The organism is Candidatus Venteria ishoeyi (assembly GCF_030378065.1).
GTDB lineage: Bacteria > Pseudomonadota > Gammaproteobacteria > Beggiatoales > Beggiatoaceae > Venteria > Venteria ishoeyi.
The window spans coordinates 35,833-57,857 of record NZ_JAUCGJ010000008.1 but is presented as its reverse complement, the minus strand read 5'-3'; the positions used below and the strand labels follow the sequence as shown (position 1 = coordinate 57,857).

Here is a 22,025-nt window from a genome sequence, read left to right as displayed (position 1 = left end):
TTTTCAGGTAAATAGTCTTCAGATGTTTAGCGTATATTAAATGGATGTTATCTATGAAGCTATTTTTATGACCAAACCATAGCTGGTCTTATTGATATAACCAGACGCGCATCAGTGATAATAATTTTGTTGAGTCAATCGGTTTGGTCAGGTAATCACTGGCACCCGCTTCAATACATTTAGCGCGATCCCCTTTCATGGCTTTTGCCGTCAGCGCAATGATCGGCAGTTTACGAAACTTTGTTTGTTTGCGGATTTCCTGCATGGCTTTGTAGCCATCCATTTCCGGCATCATAATATCCATCAGGATAATATCAATATCTGAATTTTTTTCCAGTTTTTCCAGGGCTTCAATGCCATTGCTTGCTGCTAAAGCCTGCATGCCTTTTTGTTCCAGCACGGTTGCCAGGGCAAACACATTGCGCATGTCATCATCGACCATTAACACCTTTTTACTGGTGAAAATCGACTCTTTATCATGGATATTGCGCAGCATTTGGCGCTGACTCTGGGGGAGTTGTGACTCAACCTGATGCAGGAATAAAGTCACTTCATCCAGTAGCCGCTCTGGAGAATGCGCAGTTTTTACGGTGAGGTGCTCGGCAATCTCTTCCAGGCGTGTTTTTTCGACTTCATTTAAGCTGTCAGTACTATAGATAATAACGGGGAGTTGTGCCAGTTTTTCATTTTTGCTCAGGTTTTCCAGCAGTTCGAGACCGGCTAATTTTTTATTGCTGATATCCAGAATGAGGCTGTCATAATCCTGCTGCTGTAAATGCTGCAAGGCCTCATCACTGTCATTGGCATGTTCAATAATAATATCATCACTATCCACAGTTTGTAATATGGCTTGCCGGTGCTGCTCATTATCACTGATGATAAGCAGGTGTTTGGCGGATTTGCTAATAAAGTGCTCTATCTTCTGAAAGGCTTCGCCCATTTCCGTCATGCTGACAGGTTTCAGGGAGTAACCGATAGCACCCATGCGTCGTGCATCCCGTTGTTGATCTGAACCGGATACAAAATGCACGGGAATATGCCGGGTTTCGGGATTTAGTTTGATGCGTTCCATCACTGTCCAACCGTCCACCTGTGGCAGTGCCACATCCAGAATAACTGCACTGGGTTGTTGACTTTCAGCCAGTTGCAGGCCTTCGCCGCCATCTAAGGCTACCAGACACTTAAAGCCTTGCTCTCGCGCCAGATCTAAAAGGATTTTGGCAAACTTGGGATCATCTTCAATAATCAGCAGTGATTTGTCATCTTCCCCCAGCTTGTCTCTATCATCCTGAATTTCAGGTATTGCCATTTTAGTTTCATTATCTCTTGTCTCAAGTGCCACTGGCTCAGGAGGGGAGGCAGGTTTGGCAGCCGATACCGTTGAGATAGACGCATCAGCAGATAAGTTAGGTATTGCTTGCGTAGTGGCTGGTTGATTGTCAGGTGCAAGCAGTTTTGCATTCAGTTTTAAGGGCAGATATATCGTAAAGCAGGCACCTTCATTTTCTTCACTGTGCAGGTGGAATTTACCCCCCATTAATTCAACCAGTTGGCGGGCAATTGATAAACCCAGACCCGTACCGCCAAAGTTGCGACTGGTAGAGCCATCAGCCTGATGAAATGGCTCGAAAATGATTTTTTGTTTTTCCGGCGAAATGCCAATACCATTATCCGTCACACTGAAAGCAATACTTTGTTGTGGTGTCAGCGTACATCCCGATAAATCATCATTAGCATCCGGCTGGTGCATGCTCATAATTACGCTGCCTTGCCGGGTGAATTTGAATGCGTTAGACAAAAGATTATTGATGATTTGTTGCAGGCGTTGTGCATCTGTCATGATGTGGGGGGGGAGATTATCTGCCTGACGGATTTCAAAACCCAATGCCTTGTCATCTGCAACATGACGGAATTTTTGTTCCAGTGAGGCTGCAAAATCACCTAACTGTACTGTTTCTACGTGTAATTCAATACGTCCAGCTTCAATTTTAGACAGATCCAGAATCTCATTAATCAAAGTCAGTAAGTCAGAACCAGAACTGTGGATGGTATTGGCGCATTCCACTTGTTTTTCAGTTAAATTACTGTCTTTGTTATTTGCCAGCATTTGCGCCAGGATTAACAGACTGTTCAGTGGTGTACGCAACTCATGCGACATATTGGCGAGAAACTCAGACTTGTACTTACTTGCCAGCGCCAGTTCTTCAGCTTTAGTCTCAATTGCCGTGCGTGCTTTTTCCAACTTGTCATTTTGTTTACGAATGGCGCTGCGTTGTTGTTCCAGTTCGTGGGTGCGTTCTTCCAGCTCTTCGTTGGATTGGCGTAGTTCTTCCTGTTGGGTCTGTAATTCTTCGGTTTGTGATTGTAATTCTTCATTAGCCTGATGCAGTTCTTCTTGTTGTGCCTGTAAATCTCCGTTGGCCTTCTGCAAGTCAGCCTGTTGCTGCTCCAGCGCGACAGTCTGTTGTTGTAGTTGATTGGTTTGAATCTGGGTTTTTTCCAACAACGCCTGCATTTGCATACGGGATTCTGCCGTATTAATGGCAATGGCAATATTAGGCAGAATTTGTTTGAAAAATTCCAGTTGCAGTTCAGTGAAGGCTTCAAATGAAGCGATTTCTATCACCCCTTTTAATTGGCCTTCATAAAGAAAAGGTGCAACCAGAATTTCTTTGGCGCTGGATTTACCAAGACCGGAGCGCACGGCAATATAATTATCAGGGGCGTGGGTAATCACAAACAGCTTGCGCTCTAATCCGGCTTGACCGACCAGACCTTCTCCAAGATGAAACATATGCTCGCCACTTTTACGCCACACGTAAGCGTGACTGGCAATCATTTTCAAAACATCGGTTTTATCTTCACTCGTTTCCTGTAAATAAACCGCACCAACCTGTGCGTCTAAGTAAGGCACCAGAAAGTTGATAATATTTTCGGCTAAATGAATCAGGTTTTGTTCGCCGCTAATCGACTCATTTAACTGTGTTTGTCCACTTTTCAGCCAGGATTGCCGATCATTTTCTTTAGTGGTCTGGCTAAGTTTGGATGCGGTGTCATCCAGGGCATTTTTAATCTCGCCAAAGTCCCCGGCAAACTCCCGCTCCACCTTGATATCCATATTGCCTTGTGACAAGTGATCCAGCACCCGGCTGGTTTCACTGATCACGCCTTGCAGTTCTTCCGCCATTTCGTTGGAGGCTTGTTTAATATCAGTAAAGTCCCCTGGAAATTCATGCTCAATACGTACCGCCATGTTACCGCCAGCCAATTGTCCAAATGCCTGCCGGGTTTCAATGATCAACGTTTGCAGATTGTCTGCCATTTCATTGGTGGCGCTTTTAATTTTGGCAAAATCACCGGGGAAATCCGTTTTGATGCGCGCATTCATATTACCCTGGGAAAAACGTCCAAATACTTTGCTCAGTTCCGAGATGGTCAGTTGCAGGCGCTCAGCCATGTCGTTCATAGCATTAAGCAGTGTACCAATTTCATCTCGTCGGGTATGCATGGCGGCGCGCGCAGTCAGATCGCCTTCTGCAATCTGATTGGCGGTTTTCAGCGCAGTTTCCAGTGGACGGCTGATACTGCGTCCCATGCCTAATAACATAATCAACAGCGCAGTGCCAACTAATACGGTAATGCCGCTGACAATCCAGCCAGCCTGGAGGCGGGTGGTGGAGGCTTGTTTGCGCAAATGCTCCATTTCCTGGCGATGCAGATTCACCTCTTCCCGTAAGTTGCTGAGTGCCTGATTGAATAATTCACGCCCCGGCCCAAGCAGCAGGTTTTGTCCGTCACTTTTACTGAATTCCTGGCTCAGTTGCAGTACTTCTGCATATTTTTCCTGGAATCTCTGCCAATTTTCTTGAAATTCCATTAAGGCTTGCGGCAATCCGGTGTTGGCATAATTGGCGCTGACCTGTTCAAGCTGGATTTTACTTATTCCTTCAAGTTCTTTGATTTCCATTTCCAGATTTTGCATGAGCTCAAAATCTGAGGTGCTGGTATGCACAATTAGGCGCGACCAGATTTCCCAGGTGGCTTTTTCCAGTTCATTGGCCTGCACAATCGGCTCTGCTTGTTCATTGACCAGTTTATGTGACAATTTGGCAATGTCTTGGATATAAAAAAAACCGAGCGCGCCAATGATTACCAGACATACGGTAGCAGCCACCGCGCTGAAAGAGAGCTTGGTTTGAATTCGCATGATTATTTCCTTAGTTTAAGGTAAATTTGAAATAAGATTTTTTATCCAAAAATACTTAAATCTAGCGTGTACTATCAATAAATAGCGTGAGATTTTGGCGGCTTTCATCGCATTAAGCGATGAATGAAGCCTAAATTGAACTCAGATTAATTTGCTGATTCTGCGGTAACTGCTTTTTGATAAAACCTGGGTTCAATAAACCGGTTGAGATCAACTTTATCAAGAATATTACTGTCAATGGAAATATCAACGATGGTTTGAAAATCTGCTTTATCAGGCTTGAGATCACTGAAAGAAATACGATCACTGGGGTTTTGTAAACCACTGATAATATCTTTTTTATTATATGGCCAGTATTTTTTAGCCGTCATTTGCGCCACGGCTTTGGAGCCATTTTCCAGTTTGTCCTGGTCGATAAACTGTCCTGCACGGATCAGGCTTGCCACCCACTCTTCCACGGCTGCCGGGGATTGCTGCAATACTTCTTCACGCACCACGACAATACATTCCACATGATTGGGCACAATATCTTTAGTCAGTTTCATGATTTCTCCCAGCCCCTGGTTTTGCGCTTTAGTGCCAAAAGGCTCAGCAACAATAAAAGCATCGATAACACCAATATGCATGGCTTTAATCATATCAGGCGGCGCAATAATGCGGGTTTTAATATCCTTTAAAGATAAACCGTCATTGCTTAGATATTGATTCAGTAAGGCGGTATGCGTGGAAATCCGGTATGGAATAGCAACTTTTTTACCTTTTAAGTCCGCTGCGGAGTGGATATTCGCACCTTTTTTTATGGTGATCGCAGAGCCATCGCGGTGTGCCAGCAAAATAGCCCGAATATTGGAGCCTTTGTTAAAAGTATCCATAGCCAGCGGTGACAAAATAAATGCGGCATCAATCACCTCGGCTTTTAAGGCTCCGGTCATTGCACCCCAGGATTTAAATAATTTGGGTTTAATATCCACCTGTTGAAAGTTTTTATTGTCTTGTACGTGTGAGACGAGCAGCGTTAAATGATCCAGGATTGGCAGGTAGCCCACTTTAAGTGTAGTTTTAGCCGATACCGCAGTTGTCGTTGCAAGCAACATGAACGCACAGAGCGCGTTGAAGTATGTTGTAATTTTCATGTTGATTTCCCTTCTTAAAATAGTTGGAGTTGTATTGCTATTTTTAACCTGAGTTTGAGCTAAGCTCCTAAGCTTCTTCCAACACTTATATTATTTATTTTCCATGCACAAGGTTAAAACCTTCGCCTTTCAGGCGAACAGATTTATCTCTGATGTTTAACGGTAAAACTTAAAATATGGGTTTTAGCGCTAACACCCCAAAGGGGTATTTTAATATAGCCTGGGGCAGCGCCCCACTACCATTAACTTAAGAAAATATTCAGCCAGCCCCAAAGGGGTATAATATACCAGCCCAGGGCAACGCCCTGGGTGTGTAATGTGATGATACCAGGGCTCTAATTCAACAAAACAACCTACCTGGGGCGCTGCCCCAGGCTGGTATGTTTATCCCTTTCAGGGATATACTTGCTCACCCAATGAGAATAAAGCAATAATTTTTAACCAAAAGTCTTAAGTTAATGGCAGTGGGGCAGCGCCCCAGGGTAGAAAATGACACGTTTATGCCCTGAAAGGGCAGGTTAAAATGATTGCAATATTTTAATCTGCCCTTTTAGGGCGTGAATGGCACGGATACAATTCCAGGGGTGTTACCCCTGGCTATATTAATGCGCCCCGTTGGGGCTAAACAACAGGGCTTGTCCACCCTGTATCTCGGCTTTCAGCCGCCAAACGCTCTAACCCACCCGTCTTTTAGCGGGTGGTTGTTTAGTATTTATTATTTTGTTTCAGGTGTTTCAGGTGTTTCAGTTTGCTGCAAAGGCAGGGTGACGCTGAAGGTGCTGCCTTCTCTCAGTTTACTTTCTACCGTGATCTGCCCTTCCAGCATTTGTGTTAAATGTTTGGCAATTGCCAAGCCCAGACCAGTACCACCATACTTGCGCGTGGCAGAATTATCGACCTGGGTAAAGCTTTGAAATATCCGATTGACCTGCTCCTCATCCATGCCAATACCCGTATCACTGATCTGAAAACTGATCCAGTTTTCTTCTTGTTGTAAGACTTTCTGTATATTGACGGTAATTTTTCCCTGCTCGGTAAACTTATAAGCATTACTCAATAAATTAAGTAATATCTGACGAATTTTGGTGATGTCGCTGTACATACTTATCAATGTGTCATCAATAAACACATCGAATTTGTTACAGTGATTTTTTGCCAAGGGTTTGGCAAGTTCGAAGACTTCATTTAGCAAACTCTGGATACTGAATAGGCTATTGGATACGGGAACTTTCCCTGCTTCAATTTTAGAAATATCCAGCACATCATCGATCAGCCCCAATAAATGTTGACCCGCATTTTGAATTTTCTCAAGATCTTCCAGATAAGGTGAATCTTCTGTTGCATTGCCAGCCAGTTCTGTGGCTTCGCTGACATCTTCAATTAACATATCGCTATAGCCAATAATTGCATTTAGCGGTGTGCGTAATTCATGGCTCATATTGGCCATGAATTGGCTTTTAGCCTGGTTTGCTTCTTCTGCCGTTTTTTTAGCGTTGCATAATGTCTGTTCAGCTTCTTTACGCTCAGTAATATCCTTAAAAGTAATCACCGCGCCAACAACATTGTCATTTTGTATCATCGGCATAACCATGTATTCAACCGGAAAACTGCTGCCATCTTTACGCCAGAAGACCTCATCATCAACGTGATAACTTTGCTGGTTTTGCATTGCCAGGTAAATCTGGCATTCGGTGCTGAAGTAAGGCTTTCCCTGGATATGGCTATGATGAATCAAAGCATGTTGATTGTTATTGATCATATCCTCACAGTTAAACCCCAGCATTCGAGTCGCTGCGGGATTGACAAAAGTGGTGTTGCCTTGCAAATCTATGCCACAAATACCTTCTCCGGCAGAATCCAAAATCAGTGCATTTTGTTTGCTTAAATTTTCCAGCTTAATATGCGCTTGTTCTAATTCAGTATTTTTATGTTGTAGCTCAGTCAGACGCAGGTGTTCTTGCTCTATAAAACGTAAATAGATTTTAACGCGACCAATGAGTTGGGCGGTATCGATAGGTTTGGTGAGATAATCAACAGCCCCGGATTGAAAACCTTTTTGGCGAAATTCTTCAGATTTATAAGCCGCTGTCAGAAAAACAATAGGCACATGACTGGTCTGGCTCCAGGAATGGATATGCTGCGCTGTTTCAAAGCCATCCATATCTGGCATTTGTATATCCAGAATAATCAAATCCACAGGATTACCTAGTATCAGCCGCAGAGCTTCCTGACCAGAATCTGCCTCCAGAATATGAAGGTTATTAATATGTTCTTCCAGTAAGGTTCTTAAGGTAAATAAGTTGTTTTTATTGTCGTCCACCAGCAGAATAGTGGGTCTGAAAGCCAATGACATTCAATCGCTCTCTTTGATAATTGCAAATAAAATACCCCTTTCGGAGCCTACTTACATAATAAGCTTTGTAGGTTTTGAATGCTATAGGAGAATCTGAAAAACTAACGGTATTAAAGATAACTATTTAGACTCTGATTATTTTTTGCCGCAGAATATGCGGAAAACACAGAAAAGCATACCCGTTCATCTGGCATTCTGCCAGCCCTGGAGTGGGTGGCTTTCAGCCGCCCGTGCCGACTGGAGGTCGGTGCTTCGAGGGGGAGACTAAACGCTTAGCATTTTGATCCATAGGAGTGAGGATGAAATAAGTGCAGGAACTGGGCGCAGGATTTTTATTTATTTTCAAGGCGTGAAAACAGGCGCATAGCAAGCTATGTAACTGTTTTCACAATACAGAAAATGGAGAAAAAGACCAGTTTCTGAAGTTATAAAATTCTCACTCCTATAGATTCAGCGGATAGCATCATTATCGAAAATCACCGGGGCATAACTCATTGATATTTCGTAAGCCCAAATCAACTCTTGGAACTGCCTTTTAAAATGGGCAAATGGTGAGGATACATTTTATATATTTATAATAAGATGAGTGTAAGTCATTGCTTGTAAAGAAGATTAGAATTAAATGTTTCCCTAATGCAGGCAGAAAATGTATACTCATATCTCCTACGGAAATACTAATTGATTTTTATTTGGTTTTATTTGGATTAAAACCAGGTATTTCTGCAATTTTTTATAATTAAAGGACTTCTTATGGCATTATTGGATCAAACGGGTCGTTATTCCGACCTGAGCTTGAATGAAGAAAATTTGCTGGCTGATGGTAAACACATATTGGTTGCATACCATATGGAACCTGCTGAAGGTTATGGTTACCTGGAAGCTGCAGCCCACTTTGCGGCAGAATCTTCCACCGGTACCAATGTAGAAGTCTCTACCACGGATGACTTTACCAAAGGCGTTGATGCACTGGTTTACTTCATTGATGAAGCCAAAGGCATCATGAAGATTGCATATCCTATCGACTTGTTCGATCGCAATGTGATTGATGGCCGCACCATGCTGGTTTCATTTTTGACCCTGTGTATTGGTAACAACCAGGGTATGGGTGATATTAAAAATTCTCAAATGCGAGATTTTTATGTTCCACCTAAGTTGATGCGCTTATTTGACGGCCCTGCCATGGATATCTCTGATATGTGGCGTATGCTGGGTCGTCCAGTTGAAAATGGTGGTTACATCGCCGGTACGATTATTAAGCCTAAGCTGGGCCTGCGCCCTGAACCCTTTGCGGAAGCGGCTTATCAATTCTGGCTGGGTGGCGACTTCATTAAAAATGATGAGCCTCAAGGTAACCAGGTTTTCTGTCCCATGAAAAAGGTTATTCCTTTAGTGGTCGATGCGATGAACCGCGCACAGGATGAAACCGGTGAAACCAAGCTGTTCTCAGCTAACATCACTGCTGATGACCATCATGAAATGTGCGCCCGCGCTGACTACATCCTGGAAGCCTTCGGTGAAAACGCCTCTCAGGTTGCTTTCCTGGTTGACGGTTATGTTGGTGGCCCTGGCATGGTGACCACAGCACGCCGTAATTACCCTGGTCAGTACTTGCATTATCATCGTGCAGGCCACGGTGCAGTGACTTCGCCTTCTTCAAAACGTGGTTATACCGCATTTGTATTGGCTAAGATGTCTCGTCTACAAGGTGCTTCCGGTATCCATGTAGGTACTATGGGTTATGGCAAAATGGAAGGTGATGCTTCCGATAAAGTCATCGCTTACATGATTGAACGTGATGAGTGTCAGGGACCTTTCTACTATCAGAAATGGTATGGCATGAAACCAACCACACCCATTATCTCTGGTGGCATGAATGCGTTGCGCCTGCCTGGCTTCTTTGAGAACCTGGGTCATGGTAACGTTATCAACACTTCCGGTGGTGGTTCTTACGGTCATATTGACAGCCCGGCAGCTGGTGCAGCCTCATTAAAACAGGCTTATGATTGCTGGAAAACAGGTGCTGATCCTATCGAATACGCGAAAGAACATAAAGAGTTTGCACGCGCTTTCGAATCATTTGAGCATGATGCTGATGCCTTGTTCCCAGGTTGGAGAGACAAACTGGGCGTTCACAAGTAAGCTGAATCTTCAGTGAAAAAAAAGCCCCTGATTCAGGGGCTTTTTTTTCAGCCTTTCAATTTCCAAGCACCTGGTGAGAACAGTCATGAGCGACTTTGATATTGCACAATATAAAATTACCGATGAACCTTATTATGAGCAGCAGTCCAACGAAGTAAGCCTGTATGAAGCGGCTTATAAACGCCGTCTCCCTGTCATGATCAAAGGCCCGACAGGTTGTGGTAAATCCCGTTTTATTGAGCATATGGCGTGGAAACTGCAAAAACCATTGATTACAGTGGCCTGTAATGAAGATATGACCGCATCCGACCTAATTGGTCGTTACCTGCTCGACTCAGACGGCACCCGTTGGCTGGATGGCCCATTAACCGTAGCGGCTCGGATGGGCGCTATCTGTTATCTGGATGAAATTGTTGAAGCACGTCAAGATACAACGGTTGTAATCCACCCACTCACCGATCACCGTCGCACCATGCCATTGGATAAAAAAGGGGAACTGATCGAGGCGCATCCTGATTTTCAACTGGTCATCTCCTATAATCCAGGCTATCAAAGCCTGATGAAAGATCTTAAACAATCCACCAAACAGCGTTTTGTCGCTATGGATTTTGAATATCCCGAAACCAAAGTGGAAGTGGAAATTGTTGCCAAAGAAGCCGATCTGGATAATGAGACCGCAGCAAAACTGGTGAAAATTGGTAAAACAGCAAGAAATCTGAAAGGTCATGGCCTGGATGAAGGGATTTCAACCCGCTTGCTGGTTTATGCAGCCAACCTTATGTCCGAGGGTGTTGAGCCTGCCGCCGCCTGCAAAATGGCGCTGGTTAGACCGATTACGGATGATGTGGATATTCGCAGCACCTTGGATCATGCGGTTGATACGATTTTCGCATAAAAGACATTAAGCCGCTATGCTTTGTCCAATCTTGCAGGGTCAAAACTGTGTGTTTGTCCTTCTTTCAATACCGTTTGTTTGGCAGGTAATAAGCAAATGACTCCAGAAGAAATTCAGGTTTATCGTGATCAACTGCAATGCAGCTTTGCTCAACTCGAAAATATTTTTGAAGATTGTATTAACGATGCGCTGCGGCAATTAAGCCCTCAGGGGGTTAAGGACTATCTTAAAGGTGCCTCCCTGATTTGTATGATTGGCAGGGGCTTTGAGCCGGTGCTGGTTTATCTTGAAGAAATGCCCACGGTTGCTCATCAGGTTGGTGAAGACGCTTTGACCCTGGTTTCACAGACGGTCTGGGATATGTCGCGCTCCCCCAATGGCAAGGCGATTCCACTGTTTCTGGATAGCATTGCAGAAGCTGCGCGCAGACTGGGTTCAGAAGATAGCTTCAAGCATTATATCGAACTCATTGTGGAAATGATGAATGACACCAGTCGTTCTATCCATAATAACCAGAATGCAACCATCCCCAGTCCGGGGCTGCCTGAATTACTCAAACAAATTCCCTATCTGCTTAGCCAGCTATCGCTTGAAGGCCTGAAAAACTGGATGGCCTACGGTGTGCGCAATTATTATATGCGCCCGGATTATCAGGCCAGCTATTTCTGCCTGCAATCTGCGGACAGTAAAGCCATGTTGCAACGTGAGCGTCATGGCACTCTATTTATGGATAACGAGCGTAAGCTTGACGCTTACCTGAAAGCACTGTGGGATGAAACCGAACAGTTTGTGCCTTATTCCCTGGGTTTTGATGAACTGCGCAAACCCCGGCCTTATTATGATAATGTGGGCATTCGTCTGCCTGATGTCTACGACGATAAAAATAACGTGCCAGGCATTGATCGCTACCGCGCAACCATTGCCCATATGGCGGCGCATCGGCGCTGGACCAGCCCCATTATTGCCGACAATTTCAGCCCTTTCCAACGGGTTGGTGTGGAGCTGCTGGAAGACTCGCGGGTTGAATATCTGGCCATGCAGCAATACCCCGGCTTGCGCAATATCCTTAAGGCATTACACCCCGCCCCCATAGAAGGGGATTGTGAACCCCAAAAAGAATCCTGTATTCTGCATCGTCTGGCTATGCTTTCCCGCGCCATTTTAGATGCGGATCATGGTTATCAAAATCCAGTTATCAAAGAATTTGTCGAACGTTTTTATGCCGCCATGCAACAGGGCGAGTCAAGCCCCAAGGAAATGGCTTCCATCGCCATCTCTTTTATTGCAAAAACCCGGCTGCAATCGGATCAATCCCCCAATATCCGGTTTGAAAATACTGAAGTGGATTATCGTGATGACAATCGGCACATGTGGATTTTTATTGAAGAAAATGATGAAGCAGAAGATTATGATGCCACCCGCGAAACCAAAGAACAAGACATTGAAGTCGATGGTTTGCCCCCCCGGCATTATAAGGAGTGGGATTATCGCTCCAGCAGCTATCGCCCTGACTGGGTTAGTTTATATGAATCTCTGCACCCTTCCGGCTCAGCGGCAGATATTGACAAATTACTGGAAAAAAACAGCGCCCTTGCCAAAAGGTTGAAACAAATTCTTGATACCTTAAAACCACAGCAATATGTGCGGGTGCGTTATCAGGAAGAAGGCAGCGAACTGGATTTGGATGTTGCCATCCGCTCTTTGATTGATTACAAAGCAGGCTCACAACCTGATCCACGCATTAATATGAGTCATAAGCATGATGGGCGTGATATCGCAGTCATGTTATTACTGGATTTGTCACAATCATTAAATGATATTCCTGACGGCTGTCAGCAAACCATTCTGGAATTAAGCCAGGAAGCGGTTTCCTTGCTGGCCTGGGCAATTGAGCATTTAGGTGATAAATTTGCCATTGCAGGGTTTTCATCCAATACCCGACATGAAGTCCGTTATCAGCATATCAAAGGCTTCACTGAGCGCTGGGATGATGCCGTCAAGGCGCGGCTCGCTGCAATTCAGGCAGGTTATTCAACCCGTATGGGCGCTGCCATGCGCCATGCTGCGCACTACCTCGAAAAACAAAAGGCCGATAAAAAGCTATTACTGGTTTTAACCGACGGCGAGCCTGCCGATATTGATACGGATGATGAGCAGATTTTGATTCAGGATACGCATAAGGCTGTGCAGGAACTTGATCAGGACGGTATTTTTACCTATTGCATTAATCTTGATCCCCGTGCTGACGACTATGTGAAAGATATTTTTGGTGGACAATATTCAGTCATCGATCATGTTGATCGCCTGCCGGAAAAATTACCCAAACTGTTTATGAGTCTGACTAAATGATGGCAAACTCGATTAAAGTCACTTTTCGTTTTTCATTTAAAGGTATCAATTATCAACCCGCCAGCATTTTAGATCTGGATAAGTTAATGGATACCACGGGCCATATTCCCGCCCTTGATTATTTTGTTGCAAATAACAATGATATCGACACCTATTCATATCTGTTTGAAGTCATGCAAGTGTCAGATATCGAGTTTAGTGAAGCGCAGGGAGTGGCAGTAGAATTCTGTCATAAGCATGACTTTGATATACCGGGTTTTGAAGAAAAATGGCGCAAACAGCAAATTATCAATAAATTACAGCTTATCGTGCAGCAATATTTTGATACTGACAAGCAGACAGAAAATAAATCCCTTATGGATGCGCTTTTGGCAGCTTATACGCTGGGTTTGGAAACCAATGGGTGAAGATAGTTGCTTTATTCCGCTTATTTTAAGCTGAACCCAACGTAAGGTTTTTTAATAAAAACCACTTAAATTCAGTACACACTATCAATAACTTGGCCTGAGGTGGAAGCGGTTTTTTGTGCGATTAGTGCAAAAAGAAGCTTACGCCGAACTCAGCTTATCTTACCCACAGGCAACCATACAGAAAAGCAACTCCCCTTACCCACTTCGCTGCTGACTTCAATGCGCCCGCCCATTAAACGCGCAAAACGCTCACTGATAACCAGCCCCAGACCCGTGCCACCATATTGATTACTGGTTGAGGCATCAGCCTGGACAAAGGCATGGAAGAGTTTTTGTAATTGTTGTTCGCTGATACCAATGCCTTCATCAGTGACAATGAGATTAATCCAGGTTTCATTATCTTGTTGTTGCATACTGACATCGAGATCAATATTACCGTTTTTACAAAATTTGCTGGCATTGCTGAGCAGGTTTAATAATATCTGGCGCAATTTTGTAGTGTCAGTATTCACTTCACCTAAATCATCTTCCATGATCAAGTTAAACTGGTTATGATTTTTATGGATGAGTGGCTCAGCTGTGACTGCAACTTCTTCGATTAAAGCTGGAAGATTAAACACCTGTGGTGCAATCTCCATTTTCCCTGCTTCAATTTTGGAAATATCTAAGATGTCGTTAATCAGGCTTAATAGGTGATTGCCAGCCACATGAATTTTTTCCAGATCGGTAACGTCTTCCTGCCGCGCTTCTTCTTCAGCAGTTTCTCGCAGCATTTCACTGTAGCCAATAATCGCATTCAGCGGTGTACGTAGTTCATGGCTCATATTGGCGATAAACTGGCTTTTGGCTTTATTAGCCGCCACTTCTCTTTCTTTTTCTTTTTTCAGTGCGATTTTTGATTGTTCAATCTCCTGGTTTTTTAATTCCAGTGTATCGCTAAATTGAATATTTTTGATAAACTGTTGACGCAAGGACTGAATCATATAGATGTAGACGGAAACAGCCAGTACGACAAATGCGGCATGTAACAGGGTGATGCTGAAACCTTCACCGTAGTTGTAAACTTTAATCGGCATATCCAATAGCGTAATGTCATACACTTGGCAGTAACTGAAAACCGCGTGATGCACAGTTGTTGTGATAGCACCAGCAAGCAGAGGGATGAAGTCTTTGTAGCGAATCAGAAATGCCAGCGCGATAAAGACATGAAAATGCATCTCAATACGCCCTAAATGCTGCTGGATAAAAATGGCTGAGAACAACATCAGGGAAATGCCCACAATAATGCGAAAAACCACAGTACCGCGATAAAGCATATAAGCCAGCGTGGCAATCAACATCACCAGCCCACCACCGACAAAACCCAAGGTATACAGGCCATAAGCATAGGCCATGATAGTTGAGGCAGTAAACCAGTGTAAAAACAATAATATCAGCATCATTTTATCAACGTGCTGATAATCCTCAAGAAAAGCTTGGGTCAGGCGTTCTGAAAATGAAATACGTGGTTTTTTTGTAAAATGTTGTTTTATTATCATGAATTCATATCGTTATATAAGCCTTGTCTCAACTTATCAGTGTTCCAGTAAATCACTTTAATTTTCCAGTCATTATTGTATTTTTCTAATAAATAAAGCTGCTCACTATGCAGAATATCATTACTTTTGTCCATTGTTTTTATTGCAGTTACACCAAGGTTTGACTTTAGATTTTCCAATATTTGGTCAGTTAAATTAACCCCCTGGAAATGGGGATGAAAATTTTTTGCATAAGCCTGTATTGCAACTTGGGAGGCACCCGGATGTAAATTGATAAAAACCACTTGCAAAGCAACTTGCTGAGAATAATTCTGATAGATTTCAGTCAGGTTTTGTAAAGTCCGTGGGCAAACTTCGTTACAACCGGGATAACCAAAAAATACCAGCACAAAATGTGCTTCGCGTTCTAAAACAAATGGTAGTTGTGCAATTTTACCGCTATGTAAGGGAATCAAAGGCAGAACAAACAATAGGCTGAAACTCAGTAAAATCAGCAGTCCACCCAAAGTGGCGCGTGTTTTAGGCATATTTAACCTCAAAATCTGCACCGATACTGCACAAATCATTTTCATGGACGGCACACTGGAGCGTTTACAAACGCTGTTGCAACTCTCGGATGAATTTGAACAAACCATGAGTGGCAATCTGGTCGGTACGATAGCACCGGGCATCATCAACATCGCCGGGGTGTTGTTGCTGCATACTGGCTTTGGCATGGGATTGTATTATCTGAGCAGCGCGGGGCAATTGGGGTATACGCTGTATCCTCTGGCGAAACATCAGGATAAGGCGTTGGTGGAGGAAAAGCACAAAGAATAAAGCCAATAAATGGATAAACTTTTTGTGCTTCACATCCCCCAAATGCTGATTGAGCGCTGCCCCACATGACGGGCTGGGTCTTGCCAGATTTTATCGTCCCAGGCTATGCCGGGGCGGCGGTCAAAAATCAGTAAATGCGCTTCATCCGCGCCACACTGCTCGGCATAAGCAGCGGTTTGTTTTAAGCCGTCTACAACCGTGCTTTCCAGTGACTGGTAAAGGATTTTTAACTCAAACACAATGCGCTGCACTGCGCCATAATAACCGTCTTCTTCACTGATGGGCCATTCAATGAATAAATCTGTGCGTTTGCGGCCCAGGCCATATTCCCGGTTGATACGTCCGCCGCCGTTAATAATGCGTTGTAAAAATGCCTGGAGCAACAACTGTGGCCCGGCTTCCTTGTAATCAAAGCGTTCTATCCAGGCATCGGCATTTTCCCGAAAAAATTGCTGGAAAGCGCTCAAGAGTTTGGGTATGTCGATATGACGCTGCGGAGTGAGATACCAGGATTGTTCATGAGCAATGGTAATCTGCCGTGTCCAGGTTAATTCTCTGGGAATAACTTCCTGATAAATGCGATTAGAAATACGCAGTTGTGGACGAGATTCTATGAGACCTAAATCAACCACATATTGTACATCATCAGTTGGAATGGTATCTCCTGTAACCTTACCAGATAATAGCGCAGAAATTACACTATGTACTCTTGCTTCTTTAAGTTTATCAGTTAGCTGATCAAGGTGGGTAGCACGCGATTGAATCAAGTTTTCTTTTGCTTGCCAATAATCTTCCAAAGTAATAGGCACATTGCGGTCACGTAAGCGTTTATTATCCCAAGTTAATTCATAACCCAGGGCATTTACTAACCAGGGTTGTCCGTGGGTATCTTCCCATAACTGAGGAAAAATAGTTTCATCCAATATTTGCCCTGTTTCTGCCGTATGTTGCAGCCATAAATCCCGTACTTCGGATTCAGTCAAATTACCTAAACGTAACGATTTGGCTTTAATATTAAATGCACTACCACCAGTAATAATTTCTTGGTGTTGGGTATGTATCCGATAATCACGCACATCACGAACCCCACAAAGAATAATCGCTTGTGGAAAAGCAGTTGGGCGTTGGGCATAACCTGCGCGGATTTGGCGTAATAAAGAAATTAAAGTATCACCAACTAAAGCATCAACTTCATCTAAAAACAATACAGTGGGTTTTTCTGATTGTTTTGTCCAGTGTTCTAATAATGAACTCAGCAAATCATCAGTATTGATTTTCCCATGATACGCCTCTAACCAGGATAATAAATCTTGATTATCTAAATAAAGACTTGCTGCGCGGGAAATAACACTGGCAATTGTATTGATACCGCGTGTCACTTCATTTCTAGCTATTTGTGCTGCTTCAATATTGGCATATAAAGCATGATAGTTAGCTTGTTTATTGAGATGAAACATCAGTTCTAATAAACAAGTGGTTTTTCCAGTCTGGCGTGGAGCATGTAATACAAAATAACGTTCTTGTGCAATCAATGCTTCTATATTATCAACATCAATCCTTTGCAGAGGATCAATTGTATAGTGTTTGCTGGGAACCGAAGGCCCGGCATTGTTAAAAAACTTTTCCATGATGAGTTAACTCTATACTGGATTTATTATCTTTCTCAAGTATAACCTGTTGCATTATATGGGGTTTATTTATTTTTACAGGTTTATATACCGTTAAATGACGAGACTTCATTGACTACCGTTTACGAAAATATCAGTGCTGGTTTGCCAAAAGACAGGATAAAGCCCTGGTGGCGGATAAGCCAAAAGATAAATAAATGGATATGTTTTTTCACATCCCCCAAACGCTGATTGAGCGCTGCCCCACATGACGGGCTGGGTCTTGCCAGATTTTATCGTCCCAGGCTATGCCGGGGCGGCGGTCAAAAATCAGTAAATGCGCTTCATCCGCGCCACACTGCTCGGCATAAGCAGCGGTTTGTTTTAAGCCGTCTACAACCGTGCTTTCCAGTGATTGGTAAAGGATTTTTAACTCAAACACAATGCGCTGCACTGCGCCATAATAACCGTCTTCTTCACTGATGGGCCATTCAATGAATAAATCTGTGCGTTTGCGGCCCAGGCCATATTCCCGGTTGATACGTCCGCCACCGTTAATAATGCGTTGTAAAAATGCCTGGAGCAGTAATTGCGGCCCGGCTTCCTTGTAATCAAAGCGTTCTATCCAGGCATCAGCATTTTCCCGAAAAAATTGCTGGAAAGCGCTCAAGAGTTTGGGCATGTCGATATGACGCTGCGGAGTGAGATACCAGGATTGTTCATGAGCAATGGTAATCTGCCGTGTCCAGGTTAATTCTCTGGGAATAACTTCCTGATAAATGCGATTGGAAATACGCAGTTGTGGACGAGATTCTATGAGACCTAAATCAATCACATATTGTACATCATCAGTTGGAATGGTATCTCCTGTAACCTTACCAGATAATAGCGCGGAAATTACACTATGTACTCTTGCTTCTTTAAGTTTATCAGTTAGTTGATCAAGGTGGGTTGCACGCGATTGAATCAAGTTTTCTTTTGCTTGCCAATAATCTTCCAAAGTAATAGGCACATTGCGGTCACGTAAGCGTTTATTATGCCAAGTCAGTTCATAAGCTAAAGCATTTACTAACCAGGGTTGTCCATGCGTATCTTCCCATAATTGGACAAAAATATTGTCATCAAAAGTTTGCCCGGTTTCGCCTGTGTGTTGCAGCCATAAATTCCGTACTTCGGATTCAGTCAAATTGTCTAAACGTAGAGATTCGGCTTTGATATTAAATGCCGAACCACCAGTAATAATTTCTTGGTGTTGGGTATGTATCCGATAATCACGCACATCACGAACCCCACAAAGAATAATCGCTTGTGGAAAAGCCGTTGGGCGTTGGGCATAACCTGCACGGATTTGGCGTAATAAAGAAATTAAAGTATCACCAACTAAAGCATCAACTTCATCTAAAAATAATACCGTAGGTTTATCAGAAACCTGTGTCCAATAAGTCAATAAACTTGTCAATGAACCGCTGGCATTTGTAGTTAATAAATCACCTACTTTGTCCTGCAATTGAGTATTATTCAGATAGATACTTGCATGATGTGCTATTGCATGACAAATATTGTTCATGGCATTTTTTACATCGCCACGCAAAGCCTGTGCTGCTTCAATATTGGCATATAAAGTTTGATATTTGCCTTGTTTATTGAGATGAAACATCAGTTCTAATAAACAAGTGGTTTTTCCAGTCTGGCGCGGGGCATGTAATACAAAATAACGTTCTTGTGCAATCAATGCTTCTATATTATCAACATCAATCCTTTGCAGAGGATCAATTGTATAGTGCTTGCTGGGAACCGAAGGCCCGGCATTGTTAAAAAATTTTTCCATGATGAGTTAACTCTATACTGGATTTATTATCTCTCTCAAGTATAACCTGTTGCACTATCTGGCATTTATTTATTTTTACAGGTTTATATACCGTTAAATGACGAGACTTTATTTTCCATGCACAAGGTTAAAACCTTCGCCTTTCAGGCGAACAGATTTATCTCTGATGTTTAACGGTAAAACTTAAAATATGGGTTTTAGCACTAACACCCCAAAGGGGCTTGTCCGCCCTGTATCTCGGCTTTCAGCCACCAAATGCTCTAACCCACCCGTCTTTTAGCGGGTGGTTGTTTAGTAGAGGTAAAAAAGTTCTTCGGAGTTTTCAGCACCTATTCTATCTTCCAAGGTAAAGCATCCGGCGGCGCTACTGCTTGAATGTTACTAATACGCATCCTGCTCACCTCATCTAACCCACGCCATTCACAAGCCTGCATTACTTGATTGCGCATATCCAAAGGCTGCACCTGCAACACCAAAGCTTCACTCACATCCAAATCAATGGCATTAAACACAATCTGACCATCGACTTGTTTCTGGGAAGATGCATCCACTAAACTGTCCGTAGACTGTGCCAAAAAATCAGCGGTTAAAAAAATATTGCCACCATTGCCACCGATAGCACCCGCATTAATTTCACTATGCTGCAAAACTGCAAACTGTGGTTGATTGATTTTAATATTACCACCATTACCTTCTTCGGCACTGACATTGGTTTTCACTTCACTGTTTGCCAGATACAGATAAGACAGTGAAGACAGCGTGATGTTGCCACCATCAGATTGTGTGGTGGAGGTATGCAGGCTGCTGTTTTGCATTTGGATAACACCGTTGTCAGTATCAATGTATAAATTACCGGCATCACCCAGGTTCAGTTTTTCAATTGTCCTGACTGCCTTATTTTCAGAACCTGGGTTATTATCGCCAGTATTGACAATGTTATTACCGGAACTGGTGGCTATAACAGCATTTTCTGTTAACTGAGTAAGTTTTGAGTTAATAAGAATATCCCCACCTTTACCCGCTCCTAAAGTCTCTGTGCTTAATCGCCCATGTTGAGCAATGTTTATTTTATCCGCATTGATAATAATATTGCCTGCTGCACCTGTATTTTGCGTACCAGCCTGAATAAGCCCGTTATTTTCTATTATGAGCAAAGGCGCATCAACCATGATTTCTCCACCTTTCCCGCTAGAGAATACATTACTGAGTAACGCAGAGGGGTAGTTTTTATCTTTTCTCCCGTTGATATAAACGGCTTCTGCTGCGTTGATTTTTAATGCACCTGCATTGCCGCTGCCTTCAGCCTGAGTCCTGCTTCCTGCAATCACTGACAACTGTCCGCCGGAATTAACATTCAAGGTTTTAACCTGAATATCAATATTACCAGCATCACCATTTCCCTGTGTATCCGAACGTATGTCTGCACCATCTGCAACCATCAGCGCAGGGGTTTTTATTATAATTTCTCCGCCCTTACCGGTGCTGCTTACCGCGGTTGATAGCCCACTACTGAAACCTAAAAACTGACCGGAAACTTCTATCGATTTATCGGCTTCAATATCAATGTTTCCAGCATTTCCAGCAGTATCACTGGAACTGGTGATTTTTGCCTGATGCAATTTGATATTCCCTGCTTTTACAATAATATCTCCAGCATTTCCTGTACTACCCGGCCTGTCTACAGCCTGGGCGGTTACTCTTGCGCCGTTACGTAATATCAAGGTTTCTGTGGCATTAATTTGTATACCACGACTGTCTTTTCTCCCTCGCGCATCTGCAAAAATATAAGCATTATTCAGTATGATTTTTCCACCTTGTATCAAGACCCTGCCGCTACCTGAACCGCTGACCTCCACGTTAGCAATTTTTCTTTCAAGACTTTTCTCGGCAAGCGTATCATCCGTTATGCGGATTGTACCGAACCGCACAGAATCCGTATTTATCGTTTCCGATGGATTTATCGAAACTTCTCCCGCTGAGGCTATGCTGATTAGCCGTATCTCTCCCCCCGATGCGGCGATAAAACTGCTCAGTATCAAACCCTCTTGCATTGCAGCATAGCTATCCTGAAGTTCAATATCTCCACCAATAAAAGCCAGTGTTTTACCTGCGGGTACCAGTAAAAAACTTTCTTGTTTGACAATGCTGGCAGGCGCATCTTGATAAAAACCAAAAGCGGCAGGTGGGGCTGAACTTAAGTGGCTGTTTTCAGGAAAAGCCGTCTCAAAACGGACATTATCTGTTAAGCGTAGATAATCTGCCGTACTGGCATACAATGAACCTTGCAGGTTCAAACGTGCGTTTGGCCCAAACTTGATGCCCGCCGGGTTAAAAAAATACATATCCGCATCAGGAATCAAAGACACCAGACTGCCGTCAAGATACGAAGCCGCTCCACCGGTGACACGGTTGATAATATTTTTAACAGTATCCGGGCCGGAAAATACCGCATTCTCACCAGTGCTTAGATTGAATGTTGCAAAACTGTGAAATAAGTTGCTGCCTTTTTGCTGTCCCAAATCAGCCTGGATATATAAATTTGGCCCTGATAAGGTTTGTCTTTTACCGAGACTATTATCCACTGTGATTTCAGCATAAGCGTAAGCAGTGCTTATGATAAGTGGAATAAAAGCAAAGATTTTGGATAAAGTTTTAATCATTTCAATCTTGCTGATAAAGAAATTGCTTATATTGCGGCTGAGGACGGGCTAATATCAGCGTGGAAGCCTGGGTAATCACTGGAGAAA

Annotated in this window: 13 protein-coding genes; 5 read left to right on the top strand and 8 right to left on the bottom strand. The window is 43.3% G+C overall.

All coding sequences use genetic code 11. From position 1 onward, the window contains the following. Window positions 1–88 precede the first annotated feature (88 nt). The 3 genes from QUF61_RS03975 to QUF61_RS03965 form a co-directional block, all read right to left on the bottom strand. Complete coding sequence (locus tag QUF61_RS03975; RefSeq protein WP_289680582.1) at window positions 89–4,207, bottom strand: response regulator; 4,119 nt, start codon at window positions 4,205–4,207, stop codon at window positions 89–91. A 146-nt stretch (window positions 4,208–4,353) separates the two neighbouring features. Continuing rightward, window positions 4,354–5,340, bottom strand: coding sequence for an ABC transporter substrate-binding protein (locus QUF61_RS03970; protein WP_289680581.1), 987 nt, complete (start codon window positions 5,338–5,340; stop codon window positions 4,354–4,356). A 715-nt stretch (window positions 5,341–6,055) separates the two neighbouring features. Next, the gene (locus tag QUF61_RS03965) at window positions 6,056–7,693 is read right to left on the bottom strand and encodes an ATP-binding protein (RefSeq protein ID WP_289680579.1); all 1,638 of its coding nucleotides are present in this window, start codon (window positions 7,691–7,693) and stop codon (window positions 6,056–6,058) included. Between the two features lie 759 nt (window positions 7,694–8,452). On the opposite strand from QUF61_RS03965, the gene QUF61_RS03960 reads away from it, so the two are divergent. The 4 genes from QUF61_RS03960 to QUF61_RS03945 all read left to right on the top strand — a co-directional run bounded on the left by QUF61_RS03960 (window position 8,453) and on the right by QUF61_RS03945 (window position 13,483). After that, entirely contained in the window at window positions 8,453–9,832 is a 1,380-nt protein-coding gene (locus QUF61_RS03960) for a ribulose-bisphosphate carboxylase (RefSeq protein WP_289680617.1), read from the top strand. Window positions 9,833–9,917: 85 nt separating this feature from the next. Beyond that, window positions 9,918–10,727 (top strand): CbbQ/NirQ/NorQ/GpvN family protein, encoded by an 810-nt coding sequence (locus QUF61_RS03955; RefSeq protein ID WP_289680578.1) that lies wholly within the window; start codon window positions 9,918–9,920, stop codon window positions 10,725–10,727. A 96-nt stretch (window positions 10,728–10,823) separates the two neighbouring features. Next, complete coding sequence (locus QUF61_RS03950; RefSeq protein WP_289680576.1) at window positions 10,824–13,076, top strand: nitric oxide reductase activation protein NorD; 2,253 nt, start codon at window positions 10,824–10,826, stop codon at window positions 13,074–13,076. After that, window positions 13,073–13,483: a hypothetical protein gene (locus QUF61_RS03945; RefSeq protein WP_289680574.1), complete on the top strand. Its 411-nt coding sequence runs from the start codon at window positions 13,073–13,075 to the stop codon at window positions 13,481–13,483. Before QUF61_RS03950 ends, QUF61_RS03945 begins: the two co-directional genes overlap by 4 nt. Window positions 13,484–13,635: 152 nt before the next feature. On the opposite strand, the gene QUF61_RS03940 is transcribed toward QUF61_RS03945, so the two are convergent. Both QUF61_RS03940 and QUF61_RS03935 read right to left on the bottom strand, forming a co-directional pair. Beyond that, window positions 13,636–15,024, bottom strand: a complete 1,389-nt coding sequence (locus tag QUF61_RS03940) for a sensor histidine kinase (RefSeq protein WP_289680572.1) — start codon at window positions 15,022–15,024, stop codon at window positions 13,636–13,638. Continuing rightward, on the bottom strand, window positions 15,021–15,551 hold the full coding sequence (locus QUF61_RS03935; protein WP_289680571.1) for an SCO family protein: 531 nt from the start codon (window positions 15,549–15,551) through the stop codon (window positions 15,021–15,023). The genes QUF61_RS03940 and QUF61_RS03935 overlap by 4 nt, the downstream gene beginning before the upstream one ends. Between QUF61_RS03935 and QUF61_RS03930 the strand changes: the two genes are divergently transcribed. Then, window positions 15,532–15,843: a hypothetical protein gene (locus QUF61_RS03930; protein WP_177428394.1), complete on the top strand. Its 312-nt coding sequence runs from the start codon at window positions 15,532–15,534 to the stop codon at window positions 15,841–15,843. The two genes, QUF61_RS03935 and QUF61_RS03930, sit on opposite strands and share 20 nt — an antisense overlap. Before the next feature lie 29 nt (window positions 15,844–15,872). Here QUF61_RS03930 and QUF61_RS03925 read toward each other — a convergent pair whose 3' ends face one another. The 3 genes from QUF61_RS03925 to QUF61_RS03915 form a co-directional block, all read right to left on the bottom strand. Continuing rightward, a complete protein-coding gene (locus QUF61_RS03925) occupies window positions 15,873–17,471 on the bottom strand; it encodes an AAA-like domain-containing protein (RefSeq protein ID WP_289680568.1) in 1,599 nt (532 codons plus the stop codon). 211 nt (window positions 17,472–17,682) lie between these two features. Then, window positions 17,683–19,278 (bottom strand): DEAD/DEAH box helicase family protein, encoded by a 1,596-nt coding sequence (locus tag QUF61_RS03920; RefSeq protein WP_289680566.1) that lies wholly within the window; start codon window positions 19,276–19,278, stop codon window positions 17,683–17,685. A 329-nt stretch (window positions 19,279–19,607) separates the two neighbouring features. Continuing rightward, window positions 19,608–21,938 carry a two-partner secretion domain-containing protein gene (locus tag QUF61_RS03915; RefSeq protein ID WP_289680564.1) on the bottom strand — a complete coding sequence of 777 codons (2,331 nt, stop codon included), beginning with the start codon at window positions 21,936–21,938 and terminating at the stop codon, window positions 19,608–19,610. Between the last annotated feature and the right edge of the window lie 87 nt (window positions 21,939–22,025).

What these genes read in the sequence shown, in the direction of transcription:
- QUF61_RS03935 (WP_289680571.1), bottom strand. Translation starts at nt 15,551, where the DNA reads ATGCCTAAAACACGCGCCACTTTGGGTGGACTGCTGATTTTACTGAGT.
- QUF61_RS03965 (WP_289680579.1), bottom strand. Translation starts at nt 7,693, where the DNA reads ATGTCATTGGCTTTCAGACCCACTATTCTGCTGGTGGACGACAATAAA.
- QUF61_RS03975 (WP_289680582.1), bottom strand. Translation starts at nt 4,207, where the DNA reads ATGCGAATTCAAACCAAGCTCTCTTTCAGCGCGGTGGCTGCTACCGTA.
- QUF61_RS03920 (WP_289680566.1), bottom strand. Translation starts at nt 19,278, where the DNA reads ATGGAAAAATTTTTTAACAATGCCGGGCCTTCGGTTCCCAGCAAGCAC.
- QUF61_RS03970 (WP_289680581.1), bottom strand. Translation starts at nt 5,340, where the DNA reads ATGAAAATTACAACATACTTCAACGCGCTCTGTGCGTTCATGTTGCTT.
- QUF61_RS03950 (WP_289680576.1), top strand. Translation starts at nt 10,824, where the DNA reads ATGACTCCAGAAGAAATTCAGGTTTATCGTGATCAACTGCAATGCAGC.
- QUF61_RS03915 (WP_289680564.1), bottom strand. Translation starts at nt 21,938, where the DNA reads ATGATTAAAACTTTATCCAAAATCTTTGCTTTTATTCCACTTATCATA.
- QUF61_RS03945 (WP_289680574.1), top strand. Translation starts at nt 13,073, where the DNA reads ATGATGGCAAACTCGATTAAAGTCACTTTTCGTTTTTCATTTAAAGGT.
- QUF61_RS03940 (WP_289680572.1), bottom strand. Translation starts at nt 15,024, where the DNA reads ATGATAATAAAACAACATTTTACAAAAAAACCACGTATTTCATTTTCA.
- QUF61_RS03955 (WP_289680578.1), top strand. Translation starts at nt 9,918, where the DNA reads ATGAGCGACTTTGATATTGCACAATATAAAATTACCGATGAACCTTAT.
- QUF61_RS03925 (WP_289680568.1), bottom strand. Translation starts at nt 17,471, where the DNA reads ATGGAAAAGTTTTTTAACAATGCCGGGCCTTCGGTTCCCAGCAAACAC.